This window comes from Acinetobacter sp. YH12142 (assembly GCF_013418435.1).
GTDB lineage: Bacteria > Pseudomonadota > Gammaproteobacteria > Pseudomonadales > Moraxellaceae > Acinetobacter > Acinetobacter amyesii.
Genome location: NZ_VPCB01000007.1, coordinates 113,135 through 135,108 on the forward strand (window position 1 = coordinate 113,135; position 21,974 = coordinate 135,108).

At 42.2% G+C, this 21,974-nt stretch carries 17 protein-coding genes, 1 tRNA gene and 1 pseudogene; 14 read left to right on the forward strand and 5 right to left on the reverse strand.

Going from position 1 to position 21,974, the window contains the following annotated elements:
• Positions 1 to 40: 40 nt before the first annotated feature.
• On the reverse strand, positions 41 to 1,057 hold the full coding sequence (locus tag FTU77_RS07370; protein ID WP_078189545.1) for a sulfate ABC transporter substrate-binding protein: 1,017 nt from the start codon (positions 1,055 to 1,057) through the stop codon (positions 41 to 43).
• A gap of 248 nt (positions 1,058 to 1,305) precedes the next feature.
• Positions 1,306 to 2,313 carry a sulfate ABC transporter substrate-binding protein gene (locus FTU77_RS07375; RefSeq protein ID WP_078189392.1) on the reverse strand — a complete coding sequence of 336 codons (1,008 nt, stop codon included), beginning with the start codon at positions 2,311 to 2,313 and terminating at the stop codon, positions 1,306 to 1,308.
• Between the two features lie 381 nt (positions 2,314 to 2,694).
• On the opposite strand from FTU77_RS07375, the gene FTU77_RS07380 reads away from it, so the two are divergent.
• From FTU77_RS07380 to FTU77_RS07395, 4 genes are all read left to right on the forward strand, one after another.
• On the forward strand, positions 2,695 to 2,988 hold the full coding sequence (locus tag FTU77_RS07380; RefSeq protein ID WP_078192541.1) for a hypothetical protein: 294 nt from the start codon (positions 2,695 to 2,697) through the stop codon (positions 2,986 to 2,988).
• Between the two features lie 169 nt (positions 2,989 to 3,157).
• Complete coding sequence (gene gltX, locus FTU77_RS07385) at positions 3,158 to 4,666, forward strand: glutamate--tRNA ligase (protein WP_168378189.1); 1,509 nt, start codon at positions 3,158 to 3,160, stop codon at positions 4,664 to 4,666.
• Between the two features lie 91 nt (positions 4,667 to 4,757).
• Positions 4,758 to 4,833 (forward strand) — tRNA-Glu (locus FTU77_RS07390).
• A gap of 154 nt (positions 4,834 to 4,987) precedes the next feature.
• The gene (locus FTU77_RS07395; protein ID WP_180042168.1) at positions 4,988 to 5,329 is read left to right on the forward strand and encodes a hypothetical protein; all 342 of its coding nucleotides are present in this window, start codon (positions 4,988 to 4,990) and stop codon (positions 5,327 to 5,329) included.
• A gap of 25 nt (positions 5,330 to 5,354) precedes the next feature.
• Here FTU77_RS07395 and FTU77_RS07400 read toward each other — a convergent pair whose 3' ends face one another.
• Complete coding sequence (locus FTU77_RS07400; RefSeq protein WP_180042170.1) at positions 5,355 to 6,326, reverse strand: zinc transporter; 972 nt, start codon at positions 6,324 to 6,326, stop codon at positions 5,355 to 5,357.
• A gap of 354 nt (positions 6,327 to 6,680) precedes the next feature.
• On the opposite strand from FTU77_RS07400, the gene FTU77_RS07405 reads away from it, so the two are divergent.
• Entirely contained in the window at positions 6,681 to 7,091 is a 411-nt protein-coding gene (locus FTU77_RS07405; RefSeq protein ID WP_180055442.1) for an SEL1-like repeat protein, read from the forward strand.
• 63 nt (positions 7,092 to 7,154) lie between these two features.
• Here the strand turns inward: FTU77_RS07405 and ettA are convergent, their stop codons facing one another.
• A complete protein-coding gene (ettA, locus tag FTU77_RS07410) occupies positions 7,155 to 8,816 on the reverse strand; it encodes an energy-dependent translational throttle protein EttA (RefSeq protein ID WP_180055443.1) in 1,662 nt (553 codons plus the stop codon).
• A 319-nt stretch (positions 8,817 to 9,135) separates the two neighbouring features.
• On the opposite strand from ettA, the gene FTU77_RS07415 reads away from it, so the two are divergent.
• The 3 genes and pseudogenes from FTU77_RS07415 to FTU77_RS07425 form a co-directional block, all read left to right on the forward strand.
• Positions 9,136 to 10,413, forward strand: coding sequence for an O-acetylhomoserine aminocarboxypropyltransferase/cysteine synthase family protein (locus FTU77_RS07415; RefSeq protein WP_180055444.1), 1,278 nt, complete (start codon positions 9,136 to 9,138; stop codon positions 10,411 to 10,413).
• 401 nt (positions 10,414 to 10,814) lie between these two features.
• A complete protein-coding gene (locus FTU77_RS07420) occupies positions 10,815 to 11,702 on the forward strand; it encodes an SDR family NAD(P)-dependent oxidoreductase (protein WP_078189400.1) in 888 nt (295 codons plus the stop codon).
• A 102-nt stretch (positions 11,703 to 11,804) separates the two neighbouring features.
• Positions 11,805 to 12,530 (forward strand): annotated as a pseudogene (locus tag FTU77_RS07425) (FAD-dependent oxidoreductase); the annotation flags it as partial.
• A gap of 119 nt (positions 12,531 to 12,649) precedes the next feature.
• Here the strand turns inward: FTU77_RS07425 and FTU77_RS07430 are convergent.
• On the reverse strand, positions 12,650 to 13,867 hold the full coding sequence (locus FTU77_RS07430) for an RNA-guided endonuclease TnpB family protein (protein WP_180055446.1): 1,218 nt from the start codon (positions 13,865 to 13,867) through the stop codon (positions 12,650 to 12,652).
• A gap of 39 nt (positions 13,868 to 13,906) precedes the next feature.
• On the opposite strand from FTU77_RS07430, the gene tnpA reads away from it, so the two are divergent.
• The 6 genes from tnpA to FTU77_RS07460 all read left to right on the forward strand — a co-directional run bounded on the left by tnpA (position 13,907) and on the right by FTU77_RS07460 (position 21,973).
• Positions 13,907 to 14,305: an IS200/IS605 family transposase gene (tnpA, locus tag FTU77_RS16155; protein WP_152873595.1), complete on the forward strand. Its 399-nt coding sequence runs from the start codon at positions 13,907 to 13,909 to the stop codon at positions 14,303 to 14,305.
• Between the two features lie 93 nt (positions 14,306 to 14,398).
• Positions 14,399 to 14,947, forward strand: a complete 549-nt coding sequence (locus FTU77_RS07440; protein ID WP_180055447.1) for an FAD-dependent monooxygenase — start codon at positions 14,399 to 14,401, stop codon at positions 14,945 to 14,947.
• 96 nt (positions 14,948 to 15,043) lie between these two features.
• The gene (gene hisIE, locus FTU77_RS07445) at positions 15,044 to 15,826 is read left to right on the forward strand and encodes a bifunctional phosphoribosyl-AMP cyclohydrolase/phosphoribosyl-ATP diphosphatase HisIE (RefSeq protein ID WP_180055448.1); all 783 of its coding nucleotides are present in this window, start codon (positions 15,044 to 15,046) and stop codon (positions 15,824 to 15,826) included.
• 11 nt (positions 15,827 to 15,837) lie between these two features.
• Positions 15,838 to 17,340, forward strand: coding sequence for a UvrD-helicase domain-containing protein (locus FTU77_RS07450; protein ID WP_180055449.1), 1,503 nt, complete (start codon positions 15,838 to 15,840; stop codon positions 17,338 to 17,340).
• Positions 17,341 to 17,386: 46 nt separating this feature from the next.
• Positions 17,387 to 18,790: an AAA family ATPase gene (locus tag FTU77_RS07455; protein WP_180055450.1), complete on the forward strand. Its 1,404-nt coding sequence runs from the start codon at positions 17,387 to 17,389 to the stop codon at positions 18,788 to 18,790.
• A gap of 342 nt (positions 18,791 to 19,132) precedes the next feature.
• A complete protein-coding gene (locus tag FTU77_RS07460; protein ID WP_180055489.1) occupies positions 19,133 to 21,973 on the forward strand; it encodes a monovalent cation/H+ antiporter subunit A in 2,841 nt (946 codons plus the stop codon).
• Position 21,974: the final 1 nt, after the last annotated feature.

Genomic DNA, 21,974 nt, shown 5'->3' on the forward strand with positions numbered 1-21,974 from the left:
AGGAGGTCTTTGAACATCTCAAATCATAGATTTCGATGTATTAGCGCTTGTTATTATAGATCTGATCGAAGATCGCACCATTCACAAAATGTGTTTGTTGTGCTTTTGCCCAACCACCAAACACTTCATCAATGGTAAAGGTTTTTAATGGCGGGAACTGTGATTTATATTTTGCTAAAACTGCTGCATTACGTGGACGGTAAAAATGACGAGCTGCCATCTCTTGACCTAATGGAGAATAAAGATAATTGATATAGCCTTGAGCTAACCATTTATTACCATTTTTATCGACAGTTTTGTCTACGATTGCCACTGAAGGCTCAGTCAAAATCGACATCGATGGATATACGATATCAAATTTGTTTTTACCCAAAGTTTTTTGCGTAACTAAAGCTTCGTTTTCCCAAGTCAATAACACATCACCAATACCACGTTCTGCAAATGTAGTCATCGATGCACGTGCCGCAGAGTCCATTACTTTTACGTTATGGTACATCTTACCCACGAAATCTTTGGCTTTCGCTTCATTACCACCCGGCTGTTTCAAAGCATAACCCCAAGCTGACAAGTAAACCCAACGTGGGAGACCGCCAGTTTTCGGGTTTGGGGTAATAATTTGTACGCCCGGTTTGGTTAAATCAGACCAATCTTTAATATGTTTCGGGTTGCCCTTACGCACCATGAAGACAATCGTTGAAGTATATGGCGCTGAGTTATGTGGAAACTCTTTTTGCCAACCTGGCTGAATCTGACCAGACTTTACAATTTCTTCGATGTCATTGGCCAAGGCCAAAGTCACGACATCACCTTTTAAACCGTCTACTACAGAACGGGCTTGTTTACCTGAACCACCATGTGATTGTTTAAATGCAACCGTTTTACCCGTACGCTCTTTCCAATATGCGCCAAATGACTTATTAAATTCGTCATAAAATTCACGCGTTGCATCATAAGAAACGTTTAAAAATTCACGATCAGCGGCCTGAGCAGACGCTGAGAAAGCAACACCAGTGGCAAGCAACGCAGCACTGAGCCATGCCTTAAATTGAGTTTTCATAACAGCCAGCATAAAGTTATATTCAATACTGCTAAATATATGAAATAAAGTCATAAATCGCAATTGCAGCGTGTTTAGACGCTTTGTTGAATACAGCTAACGCTATGAATTTAATTGTTTGTTTTTCATATTAAAATACACAAAAACAATCTACTTATTCCCTATATATAGATTTTTATGCATTACATATGCAAAAAACGGATAATCCAGATTATCCGTTTTTACAGCGCTCATTATGGTGGGGTGTTTTACTCTTTATTCTTTTCACTATAAATTTGATCAAAAATCGCGCCATTCACAAAATGTGTCTTTTGCGCTTTTGCCCAACCGCCAAACACTTTATCAATGGTAAAGGTTTGAACTTTCGGGAATTGGGCAGCGTACTTTGCAGTGGCTTTTGCATCGCGAGGGCGGAAGAAATATTTACCTGCTAGCTCTTGGCCCTTAGGTGAATATAGATAGTTTAAATAACCCTTCGCTAAATTTCGATTACCATTTTTATCGACGGTTTTATCTACCACAGCCACCGAAGGTTCAGCTAAAATCGAAATAGAAGGATAAACAATGTCATATTTATCTTTGCCTAGGCCCTGAGTCGCTAATAGTGCCTCATTTTCCCAAGATAGTAAGACATCTCCAATGCCGCGCTCAGCAAAGGTCGTGAGTGAACCACGTGCGCCTGAATCCAAAACTTTGACATTGCTATAGAGTTTTTTCACCAATTCTTTGGCTTTGGCATCATTGCCACCCGGTTGTTTTAAAGCATATCCCCAAGCTGATAAATAGATCCAACGCGGTGCCCCACCTGTTTTTGGATTTGGCGTAATAATTTCAACGCCCGGTTTGGTCAGGTCATTCCAATCTTTAATTTTTTTCGGGTTGCCCTTACGCACCAAAAATACGATGGTTGAGGTATACGGAGCAGAATTATGTGGAAATTGTTTTTGCCAATTTTTATTGATTTGTCCGGTCGCCACAATTTCATCAATATCGTTGGCCAATGCCAAAGTGACAACGTCTGCTTGTAAACCCGTTGCTACGGCACGAGCTTGTTTGCCAGAGCCACCGTGAGATTGTTTAAAATTAATCTCTTGTCCTGTACGTTTTTTCCAATATTGTCCAAATTCTTGGTTATATTCCTGATAAAACTCACGTGTTGGATCATATGAGACATTTAAGAAATCTTTTGCGGCATACACCTGTACCGCCACCCCACCCAACAATGCGAAAATGCCCGATGCTATTATTTTTTTCATCTGCTCAAACTCAAATTGATCTTGAGAGCACTATATAAATCAAAAATAACTTTAACAATCAGCTATCTATAATATAAATTCAAATCTATTTCTGTTTTAAAGATATCTAAAAATAACGTATTTAAAGCTTTAATTCTGCTAATGCAGCAACAATCAGAAGCGATCTCCATGCTATCTTCATAGTTGTTTGCTAAAACATCCGAAAATCTGGAGAAAACAGTCTATTTAGGTAATCCCAGTACAGACTTTTTTAGTTTTTTTGTAAAAATTGTGACGTAGTTCTACTTTTTAATTACGAAAGATGGTTAAATCGTAGTCTAAATATTAAAACTATTTTGCAAATAAAAAGTTCCATCACCAAAACTAGGGGGAGATTTGGACATGAAATTTTCATACGCGCTATGCCTAGGCTTAAGTTTAAGCGTGACTGCACAGACTGGATTTTGTGCTGCAACCAGCACCGCATCGAATAACAAACTTACGATGCCTGCTGAACGTACCTCATTGATCGAAAAAGCGATTAATCAACAAAAATCTGAAGGTAAAGGCCGTACAGACGATAATTTAAAAGTACTTACGTCTATTAAAGCAGCACCGACTCAAAGTTTCTTTGCATCACAAAACCAAAGTTTTTCTCGTTTTGTTCAAGCCATTTTTTCTGGTAGCAACTCATAACGACATCAGCATACTGATGCTGTCCAAGCTATTGTTTTAGACGAGTTCCCCTACTGTCGTCTAAAAAATACTAAAAAACGCCTGATCATTCAATGTTGAATTAAGCATTAAGTGATCAGGCTTTTTCGTTATAATAGATCCCAATTTACATTCTGATTAAAAGCTGATTATGACTGTTCGTACTCGTATCGCACCTTCTCCTACTGGTTTCCCGCATGTTGGGACTGCTTATATTGCATTATTTAACTTATGTTTTGCGAAGCAACATGGCGGTGAATTTATTCTTCGCATTGAAGATACAGACCAACTGCGCTCTACGCCAGAATCTGAAAAAATGATTTTAGATTCATTGCGTTGGTTAGGTTTGAACTGGTCAGAAGGTCCAGATGTGGGTGGTCCTCATGCACCATACCGCCAATCTGAACGTATGGACATTTATAAACAATATGCTTTGGAACTGGTTGAAAAAGGCCATGCATTCTACTGCTTTGCAACAGCAGAAGAACTCGATCAAATGCGTGCGGAACAACAAGCACGTGGTGAATCACCGCGTTATGACGGTCGTGGCTTAAAACACACTGCAGAAGAAGTGGCACAGCGTTTGGCTGCTGGTGAACCGCATGTCATTCGTATGAAAGTGCCTGAAGAAGGAATTTGTAAATTTAACGACTTACTACGTGGTGAAGTCGAAATTCCTTGGGCGCAAGTCGACATGCAGATTCTACTGAAAACCGATGGTTTACCGACGTATCACTTGGCAAACGTGGTTGATGACCATTTAATGGAAATCACTCACGTGATTCGTGGTGAAGAATGGATTCCATCTGCGCCTAAACACCAATTATTGTACAAATATTTTGGTTGGGACATGCCTGTGCTTTGCCACATGCCACTGTTACGTAACCCAGATAAATCAAAACTGTCTAAACGTAAAAACCCAACCTCAATTAACTACTACAAAGACATCGGCGTTTTACCAGAAGCATTATTGAACTATTTAGGCCGTATGGGCTGGTCAATGCCAGATGAAAGTGAAAAATTCACTTTGGCTGAGATGATTGAACACTTTGACATTCAACGTGTATCACTAGGCGGTCCGATCTTTGATGTTGAAAAGCTAAACTGGTTAAATGGTCAATGGATTAAAGGTTTAACACCGGGTCAATTGCTCGATACCCTACTGGCTTGGAAATCAGATCGTAATACCTTGGAAGAAATCGCCGCTGCGATTCAACCGCGTATTAATTTATTGTCTGAAGCAGTGAATTGGGCAGGTTTTTATTTCAACCAATTCCCAACACTCAGCAAAGAACAGTTTGAAAGCAAAAAATTGACCGAAGAACAAGTTCGTCAAAGCCTTCAATTTGCCATTTGGCGTCTAGAAAGCATGTTCACTTGGAACAATGATACTGTCAGCCAAACGCTTATGGATTTGGCGAACCAAATGGATATTAAACTTCGTGACTTCATGCCAACCTTCTTTATTGCTATTGCAGGTTCAACATCTTCGACACCGGTTATGCAATCGATGGTAACCATTGGTCCTGATTTAACCTTTGCTCGCTTACGTCATGCGCTTGAAATTGTGGGCGGTCCGAGTAAAAAAGAAACAAAAGCATGGGAAAAACTCAATGAAAGCCTAAAACTGCCGAAAAATGATGCAGTTGATGAAGCTTAATTGATTTTTTAGTTGACGGATGGGCGTTATCCCCCTAATATAGCGCCCATACCGAGAGATGGTGTCAACCAACTCTAAGTTGCCTCAAATTGTCCCTATCGTCTAGAGGCCTAGGACATCGCCCTTTCACGGCGGTAACCGGGGTTCGAATCCCCGTAGGGACGCCATATTCAAGGTGATGCAAATCATCTTATAAAAAACCCAAGCATTATGACTTGGGTTTTTTATTGCCTAAATTTTATCTGATTTAAATTTACGGTATTTTTGCTTTCTGCGTCATTCTGATTAAAATAAACCATAGATTAAAATTATGGAGTTGCAATGCAATACCGTTGCCCTAAATGTCAAAGCCCTAAAATTATGCCTCTTGCGCAAGCAGGCCAGCCTGTTGCTCGTCCTGTCGTGCCTAAAAGCCTGATTATCCTCATCCCTGCGGTATTTATTCTTTTACTATTGGTGATTATCAGCATCGCAATGTGGATTTTTGGTGACGGTGCAGGTGCTACATTACAAACTGCGACTGTTGTTGTATTTATTGCTTGCTTGATTGCTGGCTTCATGTTCTATCGCGACCTGCCAGATTTTAAAATCTCAATGCAAGGTTTTATGCAATCACAGAAAAAATGGAAATGCCGCGAATGTAATCATGAGTGGGAAATCTAAGCCGGCCATTTAAATTACATCAGCATTAGTGCTGATGTGATTCATCATGAGAATGCGCGTGATCATCTTGATGATGCCCATGTGCATGATCAGACTTTTGGGTATGTTGGTGTACCACACATTCATCTTCTTCGATTTGTAATGTCATCTCCGTGATTCCATGTTCATGTTGCAACATTTCAATCGCCTCAAAATATAAGGCATTACGATCGGCTTCAGGTGCAAAGAGATGAACTGTCAAATGCACATTCTTTGATGTTATTGCCCAGACCTTTAACTGGTGAATACTCTCTACCCCATTGAGTGCCAATAAATCATTGCGTAACTTTTCTATGTCAATTTCTTCAGGCACGCCTTCTAATAAAATATTGATACTTTGTTTGAGTAAAATCCAAGTCCTTGGTAAAACCCAAAAGCCAATGAGCACCGCAATTAGTGTATCGACCCACATCCAGCCCGTAAAATAAATAATCGCTGCACCAATAATTACACCAACCGAACCTAGGGCATCACTCAACACTTCTAGATACGCCCCCTTCACATTCAAGCTTTCTTGTGAACTGGAAAATAAAATACGCATCGAGATTAAGTTAATGATCAAACCAATAACGGCGACCATCATCATGCCCATACTTTGAATTTCTGGCGGTGTTGAAAAGCGCTGATAGGCCTCATACAAAATATAAATCGCCACCACAAATAGCATCAAGGCATTAAACAAGGCTGCCAAAATTTCAAAACGCTGATAGCCAAAGGTGCGTTTGTTGTCAGCAGGAAGCTTGCCAATTTTGATCGCGACCAATGCTATGGCAAGGGCTGCGGCATCGGTGAACATATGTGCCGCATCTGACAATAGCGCCAAACTTTGCGTCATAAATCCTGCAATGACTTCAATAATCAAAAACGTCGTGGTCAGTGCTAAGGCAAAACTTAATTTTTTGACATTCCCTTCCGTCACAACGGCATGGCTGTGGTCATGCCCATGATGCTCACTCATTATTTTCTGACCTTTATAAATTATATATTCTTCAGTCTTGAGCTTAACAGGTGCAGTAAACGTAATAAAATTACATTATTCAACCTTCAGTACTACGTTTTACCTTCAAACTTTAAAACTGCTTTTTTCAGCATCTACTTTCAATTTATTAAAAATAATTTTTCGCGATCTAGATGACTGAAATCACTTATAAATATTTTTCAATACCTATTCACATATCATGACAAGCATGCTAATTTTCATCTTAAGTGTGATCTGTTTAAAACAATTAAATCATTCATCGCAGCGCACGAATGACTGCAATTAATATTTTTATTAATCAAGTGGTTATATTTAGAAACAAGGAGTTTAACAATGATGATACAAGCTCTGGAAAAAATCTATGCACTGTTGTCACAACAGATGAATCCAAAGTTGCAAGGAATGCATCTTTCGATTCCAGAAGCCGAAGGTGATTACGCCCAAGGGACTTATTTTGAAAGTCTTGCGGCTCAACACCATCAAGACTTTCTCAGTCACCATACTATAGATTCAGCAGACCAATCCCCTACTGACTATCGCAATGCCATGTGGAATTTTTTAAGTGCCGCATTAAAAGGTCATAAAGATGCCCAATATCGCTTAGGTCTTGGTTATTTACGTGGAGAACTCGGCTTGGACCGTAATTATGAACTTGCAGAAATTTGGCTCAGTAAAGCTGCTGCACAAGGCCATGAACATGCAGACTACGTCTTACATCATGCCTATGAAGACATTGTCGTATAGTCATCACACCCTAAGCAATAAAAAACCAGCCCGCAGGCTGGTTTTTTATTTTAAAACTGGAACTTAGTTACCAATTTTGCGGTATTTTTGACGCTTTGCAACAAGGTCATCACCATCACGTTTACGACGATATTCTTCAAATTCATGGTAGTTACCTGTGAAGAATTCAGGGGTTTCACCTTCAAATGACAAGATGTGCGTTGCAATACGGTCGAGGAACCAACGGTCATGCGAGATCACCATGACAGTACCTGGGAATACCAGAATAGCATCTTCAAGCGCACGTAAAGTTTCAATATCCAAGTCGTTTGACGGTTCATCGAGTAAGATGACGTTTGCACCCATTTGCAGGATTTTCGCAAGTTGTAAACGGTTTCGTTCACCACCTGACAATTGACCTACACGTTTTTGCTGATCTTGACCTTTGAAGTTAAAGCGACCGATATACGCACGAGATGCGATTTCGTATTCACCAATTTTCAAGATATCTAAACCGCCAGAAACTTCTTCCCAAACAGTTTTGTTGTCATCTAAGGTGTCACGAATCTGACCAACATAAGCCACTTTAACAGACTCACCCAGTGTAACTGTACCTGTATCTGGTTGTTGTTCGCCTGTCATCATACGGAATAATGTGGTTTTACCCGCACCGTTTTCGCCCACGATACCTACAATTGCAGCAGGTGGTACAACGAACGATAAATCTTTATAAAGTGTACGGTCACCAAAGGATTTACTAATACCTTCAACTTCTACAACTTTATTACCTAGACGTGGACCAGGTGGAATATAGATTTCAGACGTTTCGTTACGCTGTTGGAATTCGCGTGAGTTAAGCTCTTCAAAACGCTCCATACGCGCTTTGTTTTTCTTTTGCTGACCTTTAGCATTTGAACGAACCCATTCAAGTTCTTTTTTCAATGCTTTAGCAAAAGATTCTTCTTGCTTCTGCTCTTGCTCTAAACGGGCATTTTTCTGCTCTAACCAAGAAGAGTAGTTGCCTTGGTATGGAATACCCATGCCGCGGTCAAGCTCAAGAATCCACTCTGCCACGTTATCCAAGAAGTAACGGTCATGGGTAATCGCAACGATGGTGCCTGGGAAGTCTTTCAAGAAACGTTCTAACCAAGAGACTGATGAAGCATCCAAATGGTTCGTCGGTTCGTCTAGAAGCAGCATGTCTGGTTTAGACAATAACAAACGGCAAAGTGCAACACGACGGCGCTCACCACCAGACAACTTAGATACATCTGCATCCCAAGCTGGAAGGTTCAACGCAGCAGCAGCCTGATCCATTTGGTTGACAATGTTATGTGCATCCCATGAATGGATAACTGCTTCTAACTTCTCTTGTTCTTTTGCAAGTGCATCAAAGTCAGCATCTTCTGCTGCATATTCTGCAAATACTTCATCAAGACGCGCCAAAGCATCCAACGGTTCACGTAAACCGTCTTCAACGTTACCACGAACGTCTTTGCTTTCATCCAATGGCGGCTCTTGTTCAAGGTAACCAATTTTGATACCCGGTTGAGCACGTGCTTCACCTGAGAAATCTTTATCTACGCCCGCCATAATACGAAGCAAGGTAGATTTACCTGCACCGTTTAGACCAAGCACACCAATTTTTGCGCCTGGGAAAAATGATAAAGAGATGTCTTTCAGGATTTCGCGCTTAGGCGGAACCATCTTCGACACACGGTTCATCGTGTAAATATATTGGGCCACTTAGGACTCCTCAATAGTCAAAACATATACGGAGCAACACAAAGTTGCCCCTGCTCAATTGAGCGAAAAAATAATCGGCTATTATACGCATAAAGTCGTGAAAAAATAAGGTTTCGCACACGCCTTCAATGCATTGTTACAAGTTTAATGGCGAACAAAATTTAAACATGCGTTTTTAAGCATAATTTCGCTCATCTTTAGCTGAAAATTTTTCAATAATATGAATAATTATGATATTAGTTTTATAAATAAAGCACTTTTATTCATATATATAAGTGATAGACTGTTTAAAAAATTAGCTCACTTAGATGATGTAATCATGACCTATAAAGACGAAACTTTAGCAATTCACGCGGGGTATACCCCGGAGCCAACCACCAAAGCGGTTGCGGTGCCGATTTATCAAACCACCTCATATTCCTTTGATAACACACAGCATGGTGCTGATTTATTTGACTTAAAAGTTCAGGGTAATATTTATACCCGCATTATGAATCCAACCACGGCGGTACTTGAACAGCGTGTTGCAGCACTCGAAGGCGGTATAGGCGCACTGGCGTTGGCATCAGGTATGGCGGCCATTACATATGCGATTCAAACCATTGCTGAAGCAGGCGACAATATCGCTTCAGTTTCGACCCTGTACGGCGGCACATATAACCTGTTTGCCCACACTCTGCCGAAACAAGGCATTGAAGTTCGCTTCTTTGATTATCAGAACCCTGAAGCGCTGCGTAGCCTCATCGATGACAAAACCAAGCTGGTCTTTGTCGAATCTATTGGTAACCCATTGGGCAATATTATTGACCTCGAAGCAATTTCGAAAATTGCGCATGAATATGGCATACCTGTGGTGGTGGACAATACTGTGGCCACCCCTGTCCTGCAAAAATCTTTTGAATTTGGTGCCGACATTGTGGTGCATTCACTCACAAAATATATTGGCGGTCATGGTAATTCGATAGGCGGCATCATCGTCGACAGCGGCAAGTTCCCATGGGGCAAATACCCTGAACGCTTTAAATCACTCAATACCCCTGATCCAAGCTACCACGGGGTGAATTATGTCGAAGCTTTAGGTGAAGCCGCCTACATTGCCCGTGCGCGCGTGGTACCACTACGTAATACAGGCGCTGCGATCAGCCCACACAATGTGTTTTTGATCTTACAAGGTTTGGAAACCTTAAGCCTGCGCATGGAACGTCATACCGAAAATGCGCAAAAAGTGGCTGAATATTTACAAGCGCATCCAAAAGTAAAATGGGTCAACTACGCTGGCTTAAAAGACCATCCACAGCATGCTTTGGCGCAAAAATATGTCAAAGGAAAACCGTCGGCAATTCTTTCCTTTGGGGTTCAAGACGGCCTTGCAGGTGGCACACGTTTCATCGATGCCTTGCAGTTGTTTACTCGCCTGGTGAATATTGGTGATGCCAAAAGTTTAGCCTGCCATCCCGCGACCACGACACATCGTCAGCTCAATGAAGATGAACTCAAAGCCGCCGGTGTCAGCATTGATATGGTTCGTTTATCGATTGGGATCGAACATGCAGATGACTTGATTGCCGACTTAGATCAAGCCTTAGCTGCTGTTTAAACCATAATTGCACAATCCACAGGTCTTATTTTTAAGGCCTGTTTTTATTTCCATTTCATTTAAATAACCACTCCCACATAATCCGCCTTCCAACTTTGGGCATCTATGGCCCTGCTTCTATATTTATTTACAATTTTATTTATCTTGAAAATCGACTTTTTTAGGTTGCAACGATGTTGATAAAAGCACTTCTCTTTCACATATTTATGTGTTAAAAATTGAGTAAATAGGGATTTTAATTTAGAGTAAAAACTCTAAATATTATTTTATTATCAATTACTTATCATATGGCTTTTTTTGAATAAAACGCTATCATACCGCTGACTTAAAACAGCCCTGCACATAGCGTTGTCGGGCCGATAAATGAATACAATAAAACTGATTTAACAGGGAACCTCATCGTGAATTCAAGACTTGAGAAACGTTTCGTTGACCGTGTCAACGGTAAGACCATTTTAATCACCGGTGCATCAAGTGGTATCGGTTTAACCACAGCGCATCGCCTTGCCAACGCAGGCGCACATGTTCTACTGGTTGCACGTACCAAAGAAACTCTTGATGCCGTAAAAGCTGAAATTGAAGCCACTGGCGGTAAAGCCGATGTTTTCCCATGTGACCTCAATGATATGGACTCCATTGATGCTGTGGCACAACAAATCCTCGCTTCCGTCGATCATATTGATATCTTAATTAATAACGCTGGCCGTTCTATTCGTCGTGCCGTACATGAATCAACCGATCGTTTCCATGATTTTGAACGTACTATGCAGTTGAACTATTTTGGCGCGGTACGTTTGGTGATGAATTTACTGCCGAAAATGATGATTCGTCGTGAAGGTCATATCATCAACATCAGTTCGATTGGTGTATTGGCCAATGCAACACGCTTCTCTGCCTATGTTGCGTCTAAAGCCGCATTAGATGCTTTTAGCCGTTGCCTGAGCGCTGAAGTTCACTCGCATAATATTGCCATCACGTCGGTCTACATGCCATTGGTGCGCACGCCAATGATCGCCCCAACCAAAATTTATAAATACGTACCAACCCTTTCTCCAGAACAAGCAACCGACCTGATTGCCTATGCCATCGTGAAACGTCCGAAGAAAGTGGCGACCAATTTGGGCCGTTTGGCTTCGATCACTTACTCCATTGCTCCTGACATTAACAACAAACTCATGTCGATTGGTTATAACCTGTTCCCAAGCTCTTCAGCGTCTATTGGTAAGCAAGAAAAACTCAATTGGGTACAAAAAGCATATGCTCGCCTATTCCCTGGTGAACATTGGTAAGACCTGATGCATCCCTAAAAAAGCCCTTATGAGGGCTTTTTTATTGGGTTTTATACGACAACTTTGCTACATTGGGGTGAGATAAAATCAACTTTTATAATAATGAAAACTCAAAATATTGCCATCATCGGTGCAGGTACAGCAGGATTAGCTGCTGCAGCAATGCTTGCTGCTCAAGGCCATCAGATCTGCTTATATGAAAAAGTCTCACAACTTGAACCTGTGGGTGCAGGATTATTATTACAACCTGCCGGACTGGCAGTTTTCGAACATTTAGGCATTTTGGAACATGCCTTAAGCCTTGGCGCTGTGGTAACTGGTCTTGAAGGTCAACTGGCTGGCGGCGACTTGCTGATAAACAGTCATTATCGACAAGCCGATGACCGTTCATATGGGCTCGGCATTCACCGTGCCACACTCTGTCATGCCCTCGCATCCAAAGTCGGTGAATATCCTCAACACGTTGAATGGTGCATGGCGCATGAAGTGCATGAACTTCAAGAATCCAGTGAGGGTATAAACGTAATTGGGCAGTTCGCAGATCAATCTTTTCAACGTCAGTTTGATCTCGTGCTGATTGCCAATGGTGCACGCAGCCATTTACGTCCTAAAGCGTGGGAAAAGCTCAACCAAGCTTATCCTTGGGGGGCGAAGTGGATCATCGTGCCTGAATGCGAAGTGCTGAATCCGCAGATCTTGCATCAGTTCTATGACCGTTCCAATATCATGATGGGTGTGATGCCAACGGGAGCAATTCCAACACAGCCTGAACAGCGCCTTTCGAGCATTTTCTGGAGTCTACCTACAGAAGATTTAGAAGGATTCTTGACATACTCCCACCACCAAGCTAAGAGCTATGGTGGGGGAATCTTTGCGACCCATGCAATCTTAGAGATTGCACCTTTCGATACCGCACTGCGCTGACAGTATGGCGGTACAGGAACTCTTTATACAGTACTATGTCCTAGTGCATCAGCTAAAGCGAAATTGCGTATATTCAAGCTTGCATTCAAATCACGATCATGCACTGTTTCACAGTCAGGACATTGCCATTCTCTTATGCTTAGTGGCAATTTTGTCATAGTATAACCACAACATGAACATGCTTTAGAACTTGGAACGAATCTTCCAATTTGTAGCACATTCTTACCGAACCATTTTGCCTTGTATTGCAATATCGTAAGAAATTGACCCCAAGCCACATCCGAAATGGACTTGGCTAATTTTCGATTTCTTACCATGTTTTTTATCCCTAAATCTTCTACAGCATACGTGGTCGCTTGGTTTTCACAGATCAAGTAATGCGTGAGTTTGTGATGTAGGTCTAAGCGTTGCAGGCGCACTTTTTCATGGATGAATGCAACACTTAATTTTTGACGTTGATAATTCTTTGATTCTTTCTTCTTTCGAGCAAATATCTTCTGCTGTATGGATAGTCGGTTTTGAGCCTGTCGCAAGTATTTTGGATTTTCAACCTTATTACCATCGGATTGAATGAGCATGTGATTCAAACCCATATCAATTCCGATGGTTTGATCAGCTTGAATTGTTGTTGATGCAACAAGTTCTAACTCTGACTCGACCAAAATCGAAGCATAATACTTACCTGTCGCTGTTTTGCTAATGGTGACAGTTTTGATTTTCCCATTAAATACCCGACTAAATACAGTTTTTATCCCTTTAATTTTAGGTAGATGAAGTAATCCGTTCTCAAAGCTCACTGTTGCGTGCTGAGGGCATTGATAAGACCGTTGCGGTATTTTCTTGGATTTGAACCGTGGGTAGCCGACAAGATGACTTAATGGGCGTTTTTCATCAGGATTTGGTTTATATCCTTTGATCTTTCTGAATTCAACCTTGCCTTTCTTTAATCGCTGAAAAAAGTTGTTGTAAGCAGTGTGTAGGTGAAGTAACCCACTAAGAAGTGATTGACTATTCACCTCGTTCAACCATTCGAATTCAGGTTGTTTTTTCATGGCAACTAATTGGTCTTGAATATCCTTTTTTGATAATAATTTTTGAGTTTCAGAATGAGCTTTAGTTTGAAGTGCTAAAGCCCAATTGAAAATAAAGCGAGTGCATCCGAAGTGCTTTTCAAATTGCACTTTCTGCTCAGAAGTAGGATAGATGCGATATTTATACGTTTTCAAAAAAGGTTGTTTCATGGTTATAATTTAGCAAATTAATTGCTTAGTGTAAATGTAATGAAGTCACATTATCACTGTGTTTATAAACTTACATATCATTTAGTGTTGGTAACAAAATATCGCAAGAAATGCCTTTCAAATGAGATGATCAATCGGCTTGAAGAAATTGTAAAAAAGAACTGTGCTGATTGGGAGATTGACTTGATTGAGTTCAATGGTGAAGCTGATCATATTCACTTATTGTTAGATATGCACCCGAACATCATGCCAAGTAAATTCATCAATAATCTAAAAACTGTATCAAGCAGACTGATACGCAAGGAGTTCGGTGAAGAACTAAAACCTTATTATTGGAAACCTGTGCTTTGGACGAGGGCATACTGTCTACTTACAACAGGTGGAGCGACAATTGATGTAATTCGAGAATACATCCAAAACCAAGAGAGACCCGACTGAAAAGGCGTGCTATCCATCTCCATCTAAATCACAGATTATAGATGGAGAATTCCGCACATTTAGTTAAAAACCAAAAGCGCACAGCAGCAATGGTTGCTTGAAGTTTCGAAACGCTGGCTGAGTGTTGCAGAATGGTTAGCGCATGTGATTCCACATCCAGATGATCCGCAGCAATGGCTGTCTGCCAACTATCGTGATGTGGTGCTGAGCAAACTTGGTGAAGGTCGTATCGGTATCTTAGGAGATGCGGCTCATGCCATGAGTCCACAGCTTGGACAAGGCGCCAACATGGCTTTGCTCGATGCATGGGCCATCAGTCAGGCCCTGCTCCAATATCAACAGGACTCCTCACTGGAAAACCTCTGGCAGGAGTATCATCAGCTACGGTTGTCCTCCGTACGATTTTACCAATTTTTTAGTCGCTTGCTGACTCCTTTTTATCAATCACATCATCGCTGGACAGCGCCGCTCCGTGATTTTTCATTTCGTGCTATGTATCAGCTGCCTTTTTTCCGCAAAGAAATGGCGATTACGATTTCCGGCTTAAAAACAGGTGCATTTGGGCACATGAATTATGCTGACATTGCCCGAAAGCCTGCAGATGATTCTGCGGCTGAACTGCGCAATTTAAAATTTGATTAAGAATTAACTCCCCATCATTCTCTTGATGGCTTACACTATAGTGCTGCTCAAATGCTGCGGCATTTATTTTTTGATTTTTGAATTGGTGAAATCCTCATGAACAACCTGCAATGGCTCGATGAAGTAAAATTTAACGAACAAGGCTTAGTGCCTGCTATTGCACAGCATCATCAAAGCGGGCGCGTATTGATGGTGGCATGGATGAACCGTGAAGCATTGGCGCAAACTGCAGAAAAAAATCAAGCGGTATACTTTTCACGTTCACGCAATAAGTTATGGCATAAAGGTGAAGAATCTGGCCATTTCCAAACCGTGCATGAAATCCGTTTGGACTGTGATGCTGACGTGATTGTGCTACAAATTGAACAACATGGCGGCATTGCCTGCCATACTGGCCGTGAGTCGTGTTTCTACCGTAAACTTACTGCCAATGGCTGGGAAATTGTCGATGCGCAATTAAAAGATCCGGCTGCAATTTATGGTGCAAAATCAGCAAATCCGCATACCCTTGCGATGAATGCGTCCAATGCACAGTCTGAGCAAGTCGATGTACTCGACTACTTAGGTAAAATGATGGCTGAACGCAAACAAGCTGATCCTGAATCCTCTTATGTGGCGAAGCTTTACCATAAAGGCCTCAACAAAATTTTAGAAAAAATCGGTGAAGAAAGTGTTGAAACCATCATTGCCGCTAAAGATTTTAAAATCGAAGCCAATGAAGACAACAAAAACGATTTAATTTACGAAGTGGCAGACCTTTGGTTCCATACCATTGTGATGTTGGGTTATTTCGATATTGATCCACAATTGGTACTCAACGAACTCGCTCGTCGCCAAGGCCTTTCTGGTTTGGTTGAAAAAGCCAACCGTCAGCACTAAAAGTCGCAACCGTGCCAGATCTTAAAAAACCGACCGCGACCTATGAGCAGGCCACTGCCATAGATAACGCACGTCTTGGCAAATCATTTAAAGTGATTGCCTATGCTGGCACAGGTAAAACCACCACACTCCAAATGATCAGTGATGCCATGCCTCAGCGGCGTGGCATGTACTTGGCCTTTAACAAAGCCATTGCGACTGAAGCACAGAATCGTTTTCATCAAAATGTTGACTGTCGCACCTTCCACTCATTGGCTTATCGTAGTGTTCCACGTGGAGTGACTGACAAACTGCGTCTACCGCGTTTAAGTCCGAGTTTTATTGCCAAAGAGTATCGACTAGAACCGATCACCTTACGTCGTATGATGGGCGGTCGTTATGAAAAATATGTGCTCATGCCTTCGCGCTTGGCGAGTCTAGTAGCAAATGCTGTTAGTTATTTCTGTTCGACCAGTTCACAGTACCCTGCCCCAAGACATCTACAAGCACCGAGTTGGCTGCATCCTGACGATATCGAAAGCTTACAAAAGCATTTGTATCCTGCCATTGAGCGTCGTTGGTTAGAGTCGATTGATCCGAACCATGCTGCAGGGATTGGACACGATATTTATTTAAAACTTTGGGCTTTGTCTGAACCCAATATTCCTGCGGATTATGTGCTGTTCGATGAAGCTCAAGATGCTGACCCGCTAATGCTGGGGATTTTACTGAAACAGCGGAATACTCAAGTCATCTATGTGGGCGATGCGCATCAGCAAATATATGCATGGCGTGGCGCAGTCAATGCCATGCAGCAACTCCCATTACCTGAATCACGTTTAACCACGTCGTTCCGTTTTGGTGAAGACATTGCCTTGAACGCCAATGCTCTGCTGGGCGCATTGAATGAAACCGTACCGTTATTGGGTAATCCGCAGCTCAACTCTAAAGTGGTCAATAAACCGCATACCAAGATGCGCGATGCCATTTTATGTCGTACCAATGCACGTGCGATGGAACTGTTATTGGCAGGTTTGGTCAAAGGTGAAAAAGTCAGCCTGCAAGCAGATCATGCACGACTCAATCGTTTTGTCGATGCTGCAGCCATGCTCAAGCAAGGTAAACGCGTGGTCGATGTCCCAGAGCTTGCATGGTTTAACTCATGGCATGATGTACATGAATATTGCGAGACCAATGACGGCAGCGATATTAAACCGCTGGTGAAGTTGGTCGATGACCACGGTACTGACCCACTGAAAAAGGCACTGGCGAAAATCACCCCGATTGATCAAGCCGACTACATCATCTCGACCGCCCATAAAGCCAAAGGTTTAGAATGGGATCGGGTACATATTGAAGATGACTACCAATTTAAGCTCAACGATAAAGATTATAAAATTAGTGACGAAGAGTTACGGTTACTTTACGTGGCCTGCACACGTGCTAAAGTAAGTTTAAATATCCATCATATTTATGACTTGATGCAGCACTTAAAACGTCAAATGCCCAAATCTTTGGCGCAAGCGGTCAGCTAGTATGATGAAAAAGGTGAATAAACAATAAATCAGTAAAAGGTGCACCATGAAATTACAATCGATCCAACTCAAGCACACCCTTCATTTTACTGATATCACCCTCAATTTTAATTACCACGATCTGCCGATCACCTTAATTTTGGGTGATCAAAGTTCTGGAAAAACCTCCCTACTGCGCTTTAGTTACCAGGCCCTCACTTGGTTCGCTGCACGCTATAAAGATTTGCGTACTGCAGGCGTGGTGATGCTCGATCAAGACATCATGTTAAATCGCTTACAGTCGAAACTTGATATTCAGGTCAGTTTTCCCGAAGACATTGGCGCATTTCAGCTTTCAAGTGATCAGCAAGACCAAGACCCACAATGTTGTTCATGGCAATTGTACAAAACCTTAAACAGTCAAGGCGTCGGCCTCAGTAAGGCCGAAACACAGCAATTAGAATCGATGGTTGCGCTGTATCAAAAAGCCCTCAAAGCCGATCCGTTACAAGGGTTGCCACTCATTGCCTATTACCCTGCTGAACGTTTCGTCAACGATGTGAATATTCTCAATAAAAATAATCCTGCTATTTTTCAGCCTTCACATGCCTATGAAATCTCGGCCATTCCCTTTACCACGTTTATTCGTTTTTTTGAGTGGTTTCGAGAAATATCCGATATAGAAAATGCACAAAGTGCCGAATTAATTCAAAATTTATTACATCCAAAAAACCCAACTGACTCATCCAACACATCTGACACGCCACTTTTTGGACAAAAACTGGCGCAAGCTCAGGCCGATCTACACGCGCCGTCACTCAGATCATTAAAACAAGCCTTAGAGACCGTGTTGCCCGATGTGACCAATATTTATCTGCAATATCACCCTAGATTACAGTTAATGGTCTGCTATCAAGGCAAAGACATGTTGTTTCAACAGTTGTCGAATAGTGTCCGCAACCTTGTGGCCTTAATTGGTGATATTGTGCGTCGCCTTTGTCTACTCAATCCTCACAGCTTATATCCGTGCCAAGAAGGTGACGGTATTTTATTGATCGACGCCATAGACCACCAACTCGATCAAAACATGACTCAAGTGATTTTGACCCGTTTAAATCAAGCGTTTCCACGACTCCAAATCATTGCCAGCGGCAACCGTCCTGAACTGCTGGAACAGGCTTCTCGTTTTCAGTGCTTACAACTACAGAATAAAAAGCTCAGTGAGATTCAGCCTGAAAAACTACAAGAAACTTATGATCAGATTTATCAGCAGTTGCAACTCGGATCAAAGGTATCGCTTCCAGCCAAAACTGAAGAGACTGAATTAAATGAGCCACTGAACAGCCCAGATACGATCCAGCACATGTTGCAATTAATCCAGACGCAACTGACCGAGCAACAGCAACAAGAATTGGTTAGGGCTTTATCACAGCGGGGTGATCAGGACGTTACGATCCAACCGCTAAGTTAAAAAAACTGAGGCTGATTAAGTGAGCGTAATCCATAGCCTCGATGTTTAAATATTCAGCAACAAGGCCGCAATAGATGTCTAGACAGTTTCGTCAGGCGTATAATGTGTAAGTGGTTCATAAAAAAGATTGATGTTGTTTTACGCATGTAATATGATCGGTTTTATTTGCAATTTTCATAGTAACATCGGAAATTGCTATCGCTTTACGAGTTGCGCAACACAGCTTGTTTTTAATTTTTTTGACACACATGGCTTTCAAGATTGAATTTTTGGACTGCTCTTTGCTGTCCTGTAATCCTTGAAAGATGAAATACACCTAGGTTTCACCGCCTAATCATGACAATGGATACGAGTGTGCTACCGATTATTATATTGTTACCGTTAATACTAGGCACAACACTTGTCTCGTGGTTGAAGCAATTCTCTCGCGGGGTAACAGCTTTAGGGGCGATTGGCGTCAGCCTCAGCAGTTTAGTTTTATTATTGAGTCAGGCCCCAGATGTCTTTAATGGCAAAACCATCATTCAAACTTGGCCGTGGCTCACTCAAGTTGGCATTGATTTCAGTTTCCGTCTCGATGCACTGGGCTTGTTGTTTTCCCTGCTCATTACGGGGATCGGCACCTTAATTTATATCTATGCCTACTATTATTTAAGTCCAAAGAACTCGCTCAGTAAACTGTATGTTTTATTGATGCTGTTCATGGCTGCCATGCTCGGCATTTCATTGTCTAATAATTTAATTTTATTACTCATTTTCTGGGAACTCACCAGTATTTCATCCTTCCTGTTGGTCGGTTATTGGAGTAATTACGATGCTGCTCAGCGTGGCTCTCGAATGGCTTTAACCATTACAGGCATGGGTGGTCTATGTATGTTGGGTGGTTTTGTTCTGTTGGCGCAAATCACGGGCACCTATCAGATTGACCAAATCCTGACGATGAGTAGCCAAATTCAGCAGCATCCGCTTTTTGTGCCAACACTGCTATTAATTTTAATGGGGGCATTTACCAAAAGTGCGCAGTTCCCTTTCCATTTTTGGTTGCCAAATGCCATGGCAGCACCGACCCCCGTCTCGGCTTATCTTCACTCTGCCACGATGGTGAAAGCCGGAATTTTCCTGCTTGCGCGCTTATTGCCGATCTTTGCAGGCGCGGCGTTGTACCACAACTTGGTCACCTTTATTGGCTTATTTACCTTATGTATGGCGGCCTTCTTTGCCATTTTCAAAGAAGATTTAAAAGGGCTGTTAGCCTATTCCACCATCAGTCATTTAGGTCTGATTGTTTGCTTACTCGGGATCGGCTCTCCCCTCGCAGTTTCCGCTGCCATTTTCCATATCATTAACCATGCGACCTTCAAAGCAGCCTTGTTTATGATCGCAGGGATTATTGACCACGAATCAGGCACACGTGATTTACGAAAACTCTCTGGTTTATGGCAATTACTTCCGTTTACAGCAACGCTGACCATGATCACTGCGGCCTCTATGGCAGGCGTCCCATTAACCAATGGTTTCCTTTCTAAAGAGATGTTCTTTACTGAACTATTAGCCAACCTGACTGGGCCAGTGATGATCGTGTCAGCCATCATTGCCACCTTTGCCGGTATCTTTGCTGTCGCGTATTCGGTACGTTTGGTTCATGGGGTATTTTTTGATGGTCCATTAGGGAAAGAAGTTCCCAATAAAGAAGCGCATGAACCACCGTTTGGCATGCGTGCTCCTGCGACCTTACTGGCTGCTCTATGTATTTTAGTTGGACTCTTCCCTGCATTATTGGTTGAGCATATAGTCAACAGCACAGCACGTGCGAGTATTCAAAACCCTACGTTTGAAGGTACACATTTAGCGATTTGGCATGGCTTAAATGCCCCCCTTTTGATGAGCGTGATTGCACTCTTGGGTGGTTTAGTTTTCTATTTCGCATTGGCGAAGGGCGGCAAATTACGCCGGATCGACTTAGATCCACTTTTGGGTCGATTACAAGGTAAAGTGCTGTTCGACTTATTTTTAAAGCATCTATTACTCAGCTCAAGAAAGTTCCGTCGCTTTACTGAAAATGGCAAATTACAAAGCTATTTATTATGGATTTTGATCTTTAGTGTGGCCATCGTCATCGTTCCATTTTGGCTGCAAGGTATCGGCACAGGCAGCCGTGAACTGATACATGCACCAATCATCGCAATCGTTCTGTGGCTATTATTATTCTCTGCATGTTGGATGATGCTTTGGTTCCACCATGAACGGATTAAAGCCGTCCTCATCAGTGGTGCAGTCGGTCTGGTTGTGACTATGGTGTTTATCTGTTTCTCCGCTCCAGATTTGGCGCTCACGCAGATTACTGTTGACGTGGTGACCACCGTGCTCTTACTCATGAGCTTATCATTATTACCACAGCTCACACCTTATGAGTCGAGTGTGTCTCGTCGTTGGCGAGATGCAATAATTGCGATTATTGCAGGTTTAGGGATCGCATGGATTTCATGGCTGATCATGACCCGCGATCATAATTCCATCTCATGGTTCTTTATGCAGCAATCCATCCCACTTGGTGGTGGTACCAATGTGGTCAACGTGATCTTGGTCGACTTCCGTGGCTTCGATACCTTTGGTGAAATTACCGTACTGGGAATTGCCGCAATTGGTACGCTGTGCATGATGGATGGTATGCGTGCTCATGGTACCACCATTACGCAAGGTCTGACCTATCGTTTTAATCCGTCACCACTGATGTTCCGTATTACATCATCATGGATTTTGCCTTTAGCACTCGTCATCAGCTTATATATTTTCCTACGGGGTCATAATTTACCAGGCGGTGGCTTTATTGCAGGCTTAATTACCTCTTTAGCCTTAGTGATTCAATATATTGCGCTCGGCCAAGACCGTGCTGAACAACTGATTGGTGCAAAATCAGGTCGCTTATATGAAGTTTGGATTGGTATTGGTTTAACCATTGCGGGGCTGACAGGTATCGCGGCTTGGCTATGGGGGCGTCCATTCCTGACCAGTGCTCATATCTATGTATCGCCACCCATTTTAGGTGAAATGCACCTTGCCTCCGCTGCCCTTTTCGACACAGGTGTCTACATCACCGTTGTGGGCGCGACGATGTTAATGATTTCCGTCTTAGGCGACTCGCGTCACTCGAGTATGTCTGGTCCAGTTCCAAGAGGCGAATAAG

Excerpts from the sequence above, each read along its gene's own strand:
- FTU77_RS07370 (WP_078189545.1), bottom strand. The coding sequence starts at position 1,057 with ATGAAAACTCAATTTAAGGCATGGCTCAGTGCTGCGTTGCTTGCCACT.
- tnpA (WP_152873595.1), top strand. The coding sequence starts at position 13,907 with ATGAAGTCACATTATCACTGTGTTTATAAACTTACATATCATTTAGTG.
- FTU77_RS07405 (WP_180055442.1), top strand. The coding sequence starts at position 6,681 with ATGATGATACAAGCTCTGGAAAAAATCTATGCACTGTTGTCACAACAG.
- FTU77_RS07415 (WP_180055444.1), top strand. The coding sequence starts at position 9,136 with ATGACCTATAAAGACGAAACTTTAGCAATTCACGCGGGGTATACCCCG.
- hisIE (WP_180055448.1), top strand. The coding sequence starts at position 15,044 with ATGAACAACCTGCAATGGCTCGATGAAGTAAAATTTAACGAACAAGGC.
- gltX (WP_168378189.1), top strand. The coding sequence starts at position 3,158 with ATGACTGTTCGTACTCGTATCGCACCTTCTCCTACTGGTTTCCCGCAT.
- FTU77_RS07395 (WP_180042168.1), top strand. The coding sequence starts at position 4,988 with ATGCAATACCGTTGCCCTAAATGTCAAAGCCCTAAAATTATGCCTCTT.
- FTU77_RS07375 (WP_078189392.1), bottom strand. The coding sequence starts at position 2,313 with ATGAAAAAAATAATAGCATCGGGCATTTTCGCATTGTTGGGTGGGGTG.
- FTU77_RS07380 (WP_078192541.1), top strand. The coding sequence starts at position 2,695 with ATGAAATTTTCATACGCGCTATGCCTAGGCTTAAGTTTAAGCGTGACT.
- FTU77_RS07430 (WP_180055446.1), bottom strand. The coding sequence starts at position 13,867 with ATGAAACAACCTTTTTTGAAAACGTATAAATATCGCATCTATCCTACT.
- FTU77_RS07400 (WP_180042170.1), bottom strand. The coding sequence starts at position 6,326 with ATGAGTGAGCATCATGGGCATGACCACAGCCATGCCGTTGTGACGGAA.
- FTU77_RS07460 (WP_180055489.1), top strand. The coding sequence starts at position 19,133 with ATGGATACGAGTGTGCTACCGATTATTATATTGTTACCGTTAATACTA.
- FTU77_RS07455 (WP_180055450.1), top strand. The coding sequence starts at position 17,387 with ATGAAATTACAATCGATCCAACTCAAGCACACCCTTCATTTTACTGAT.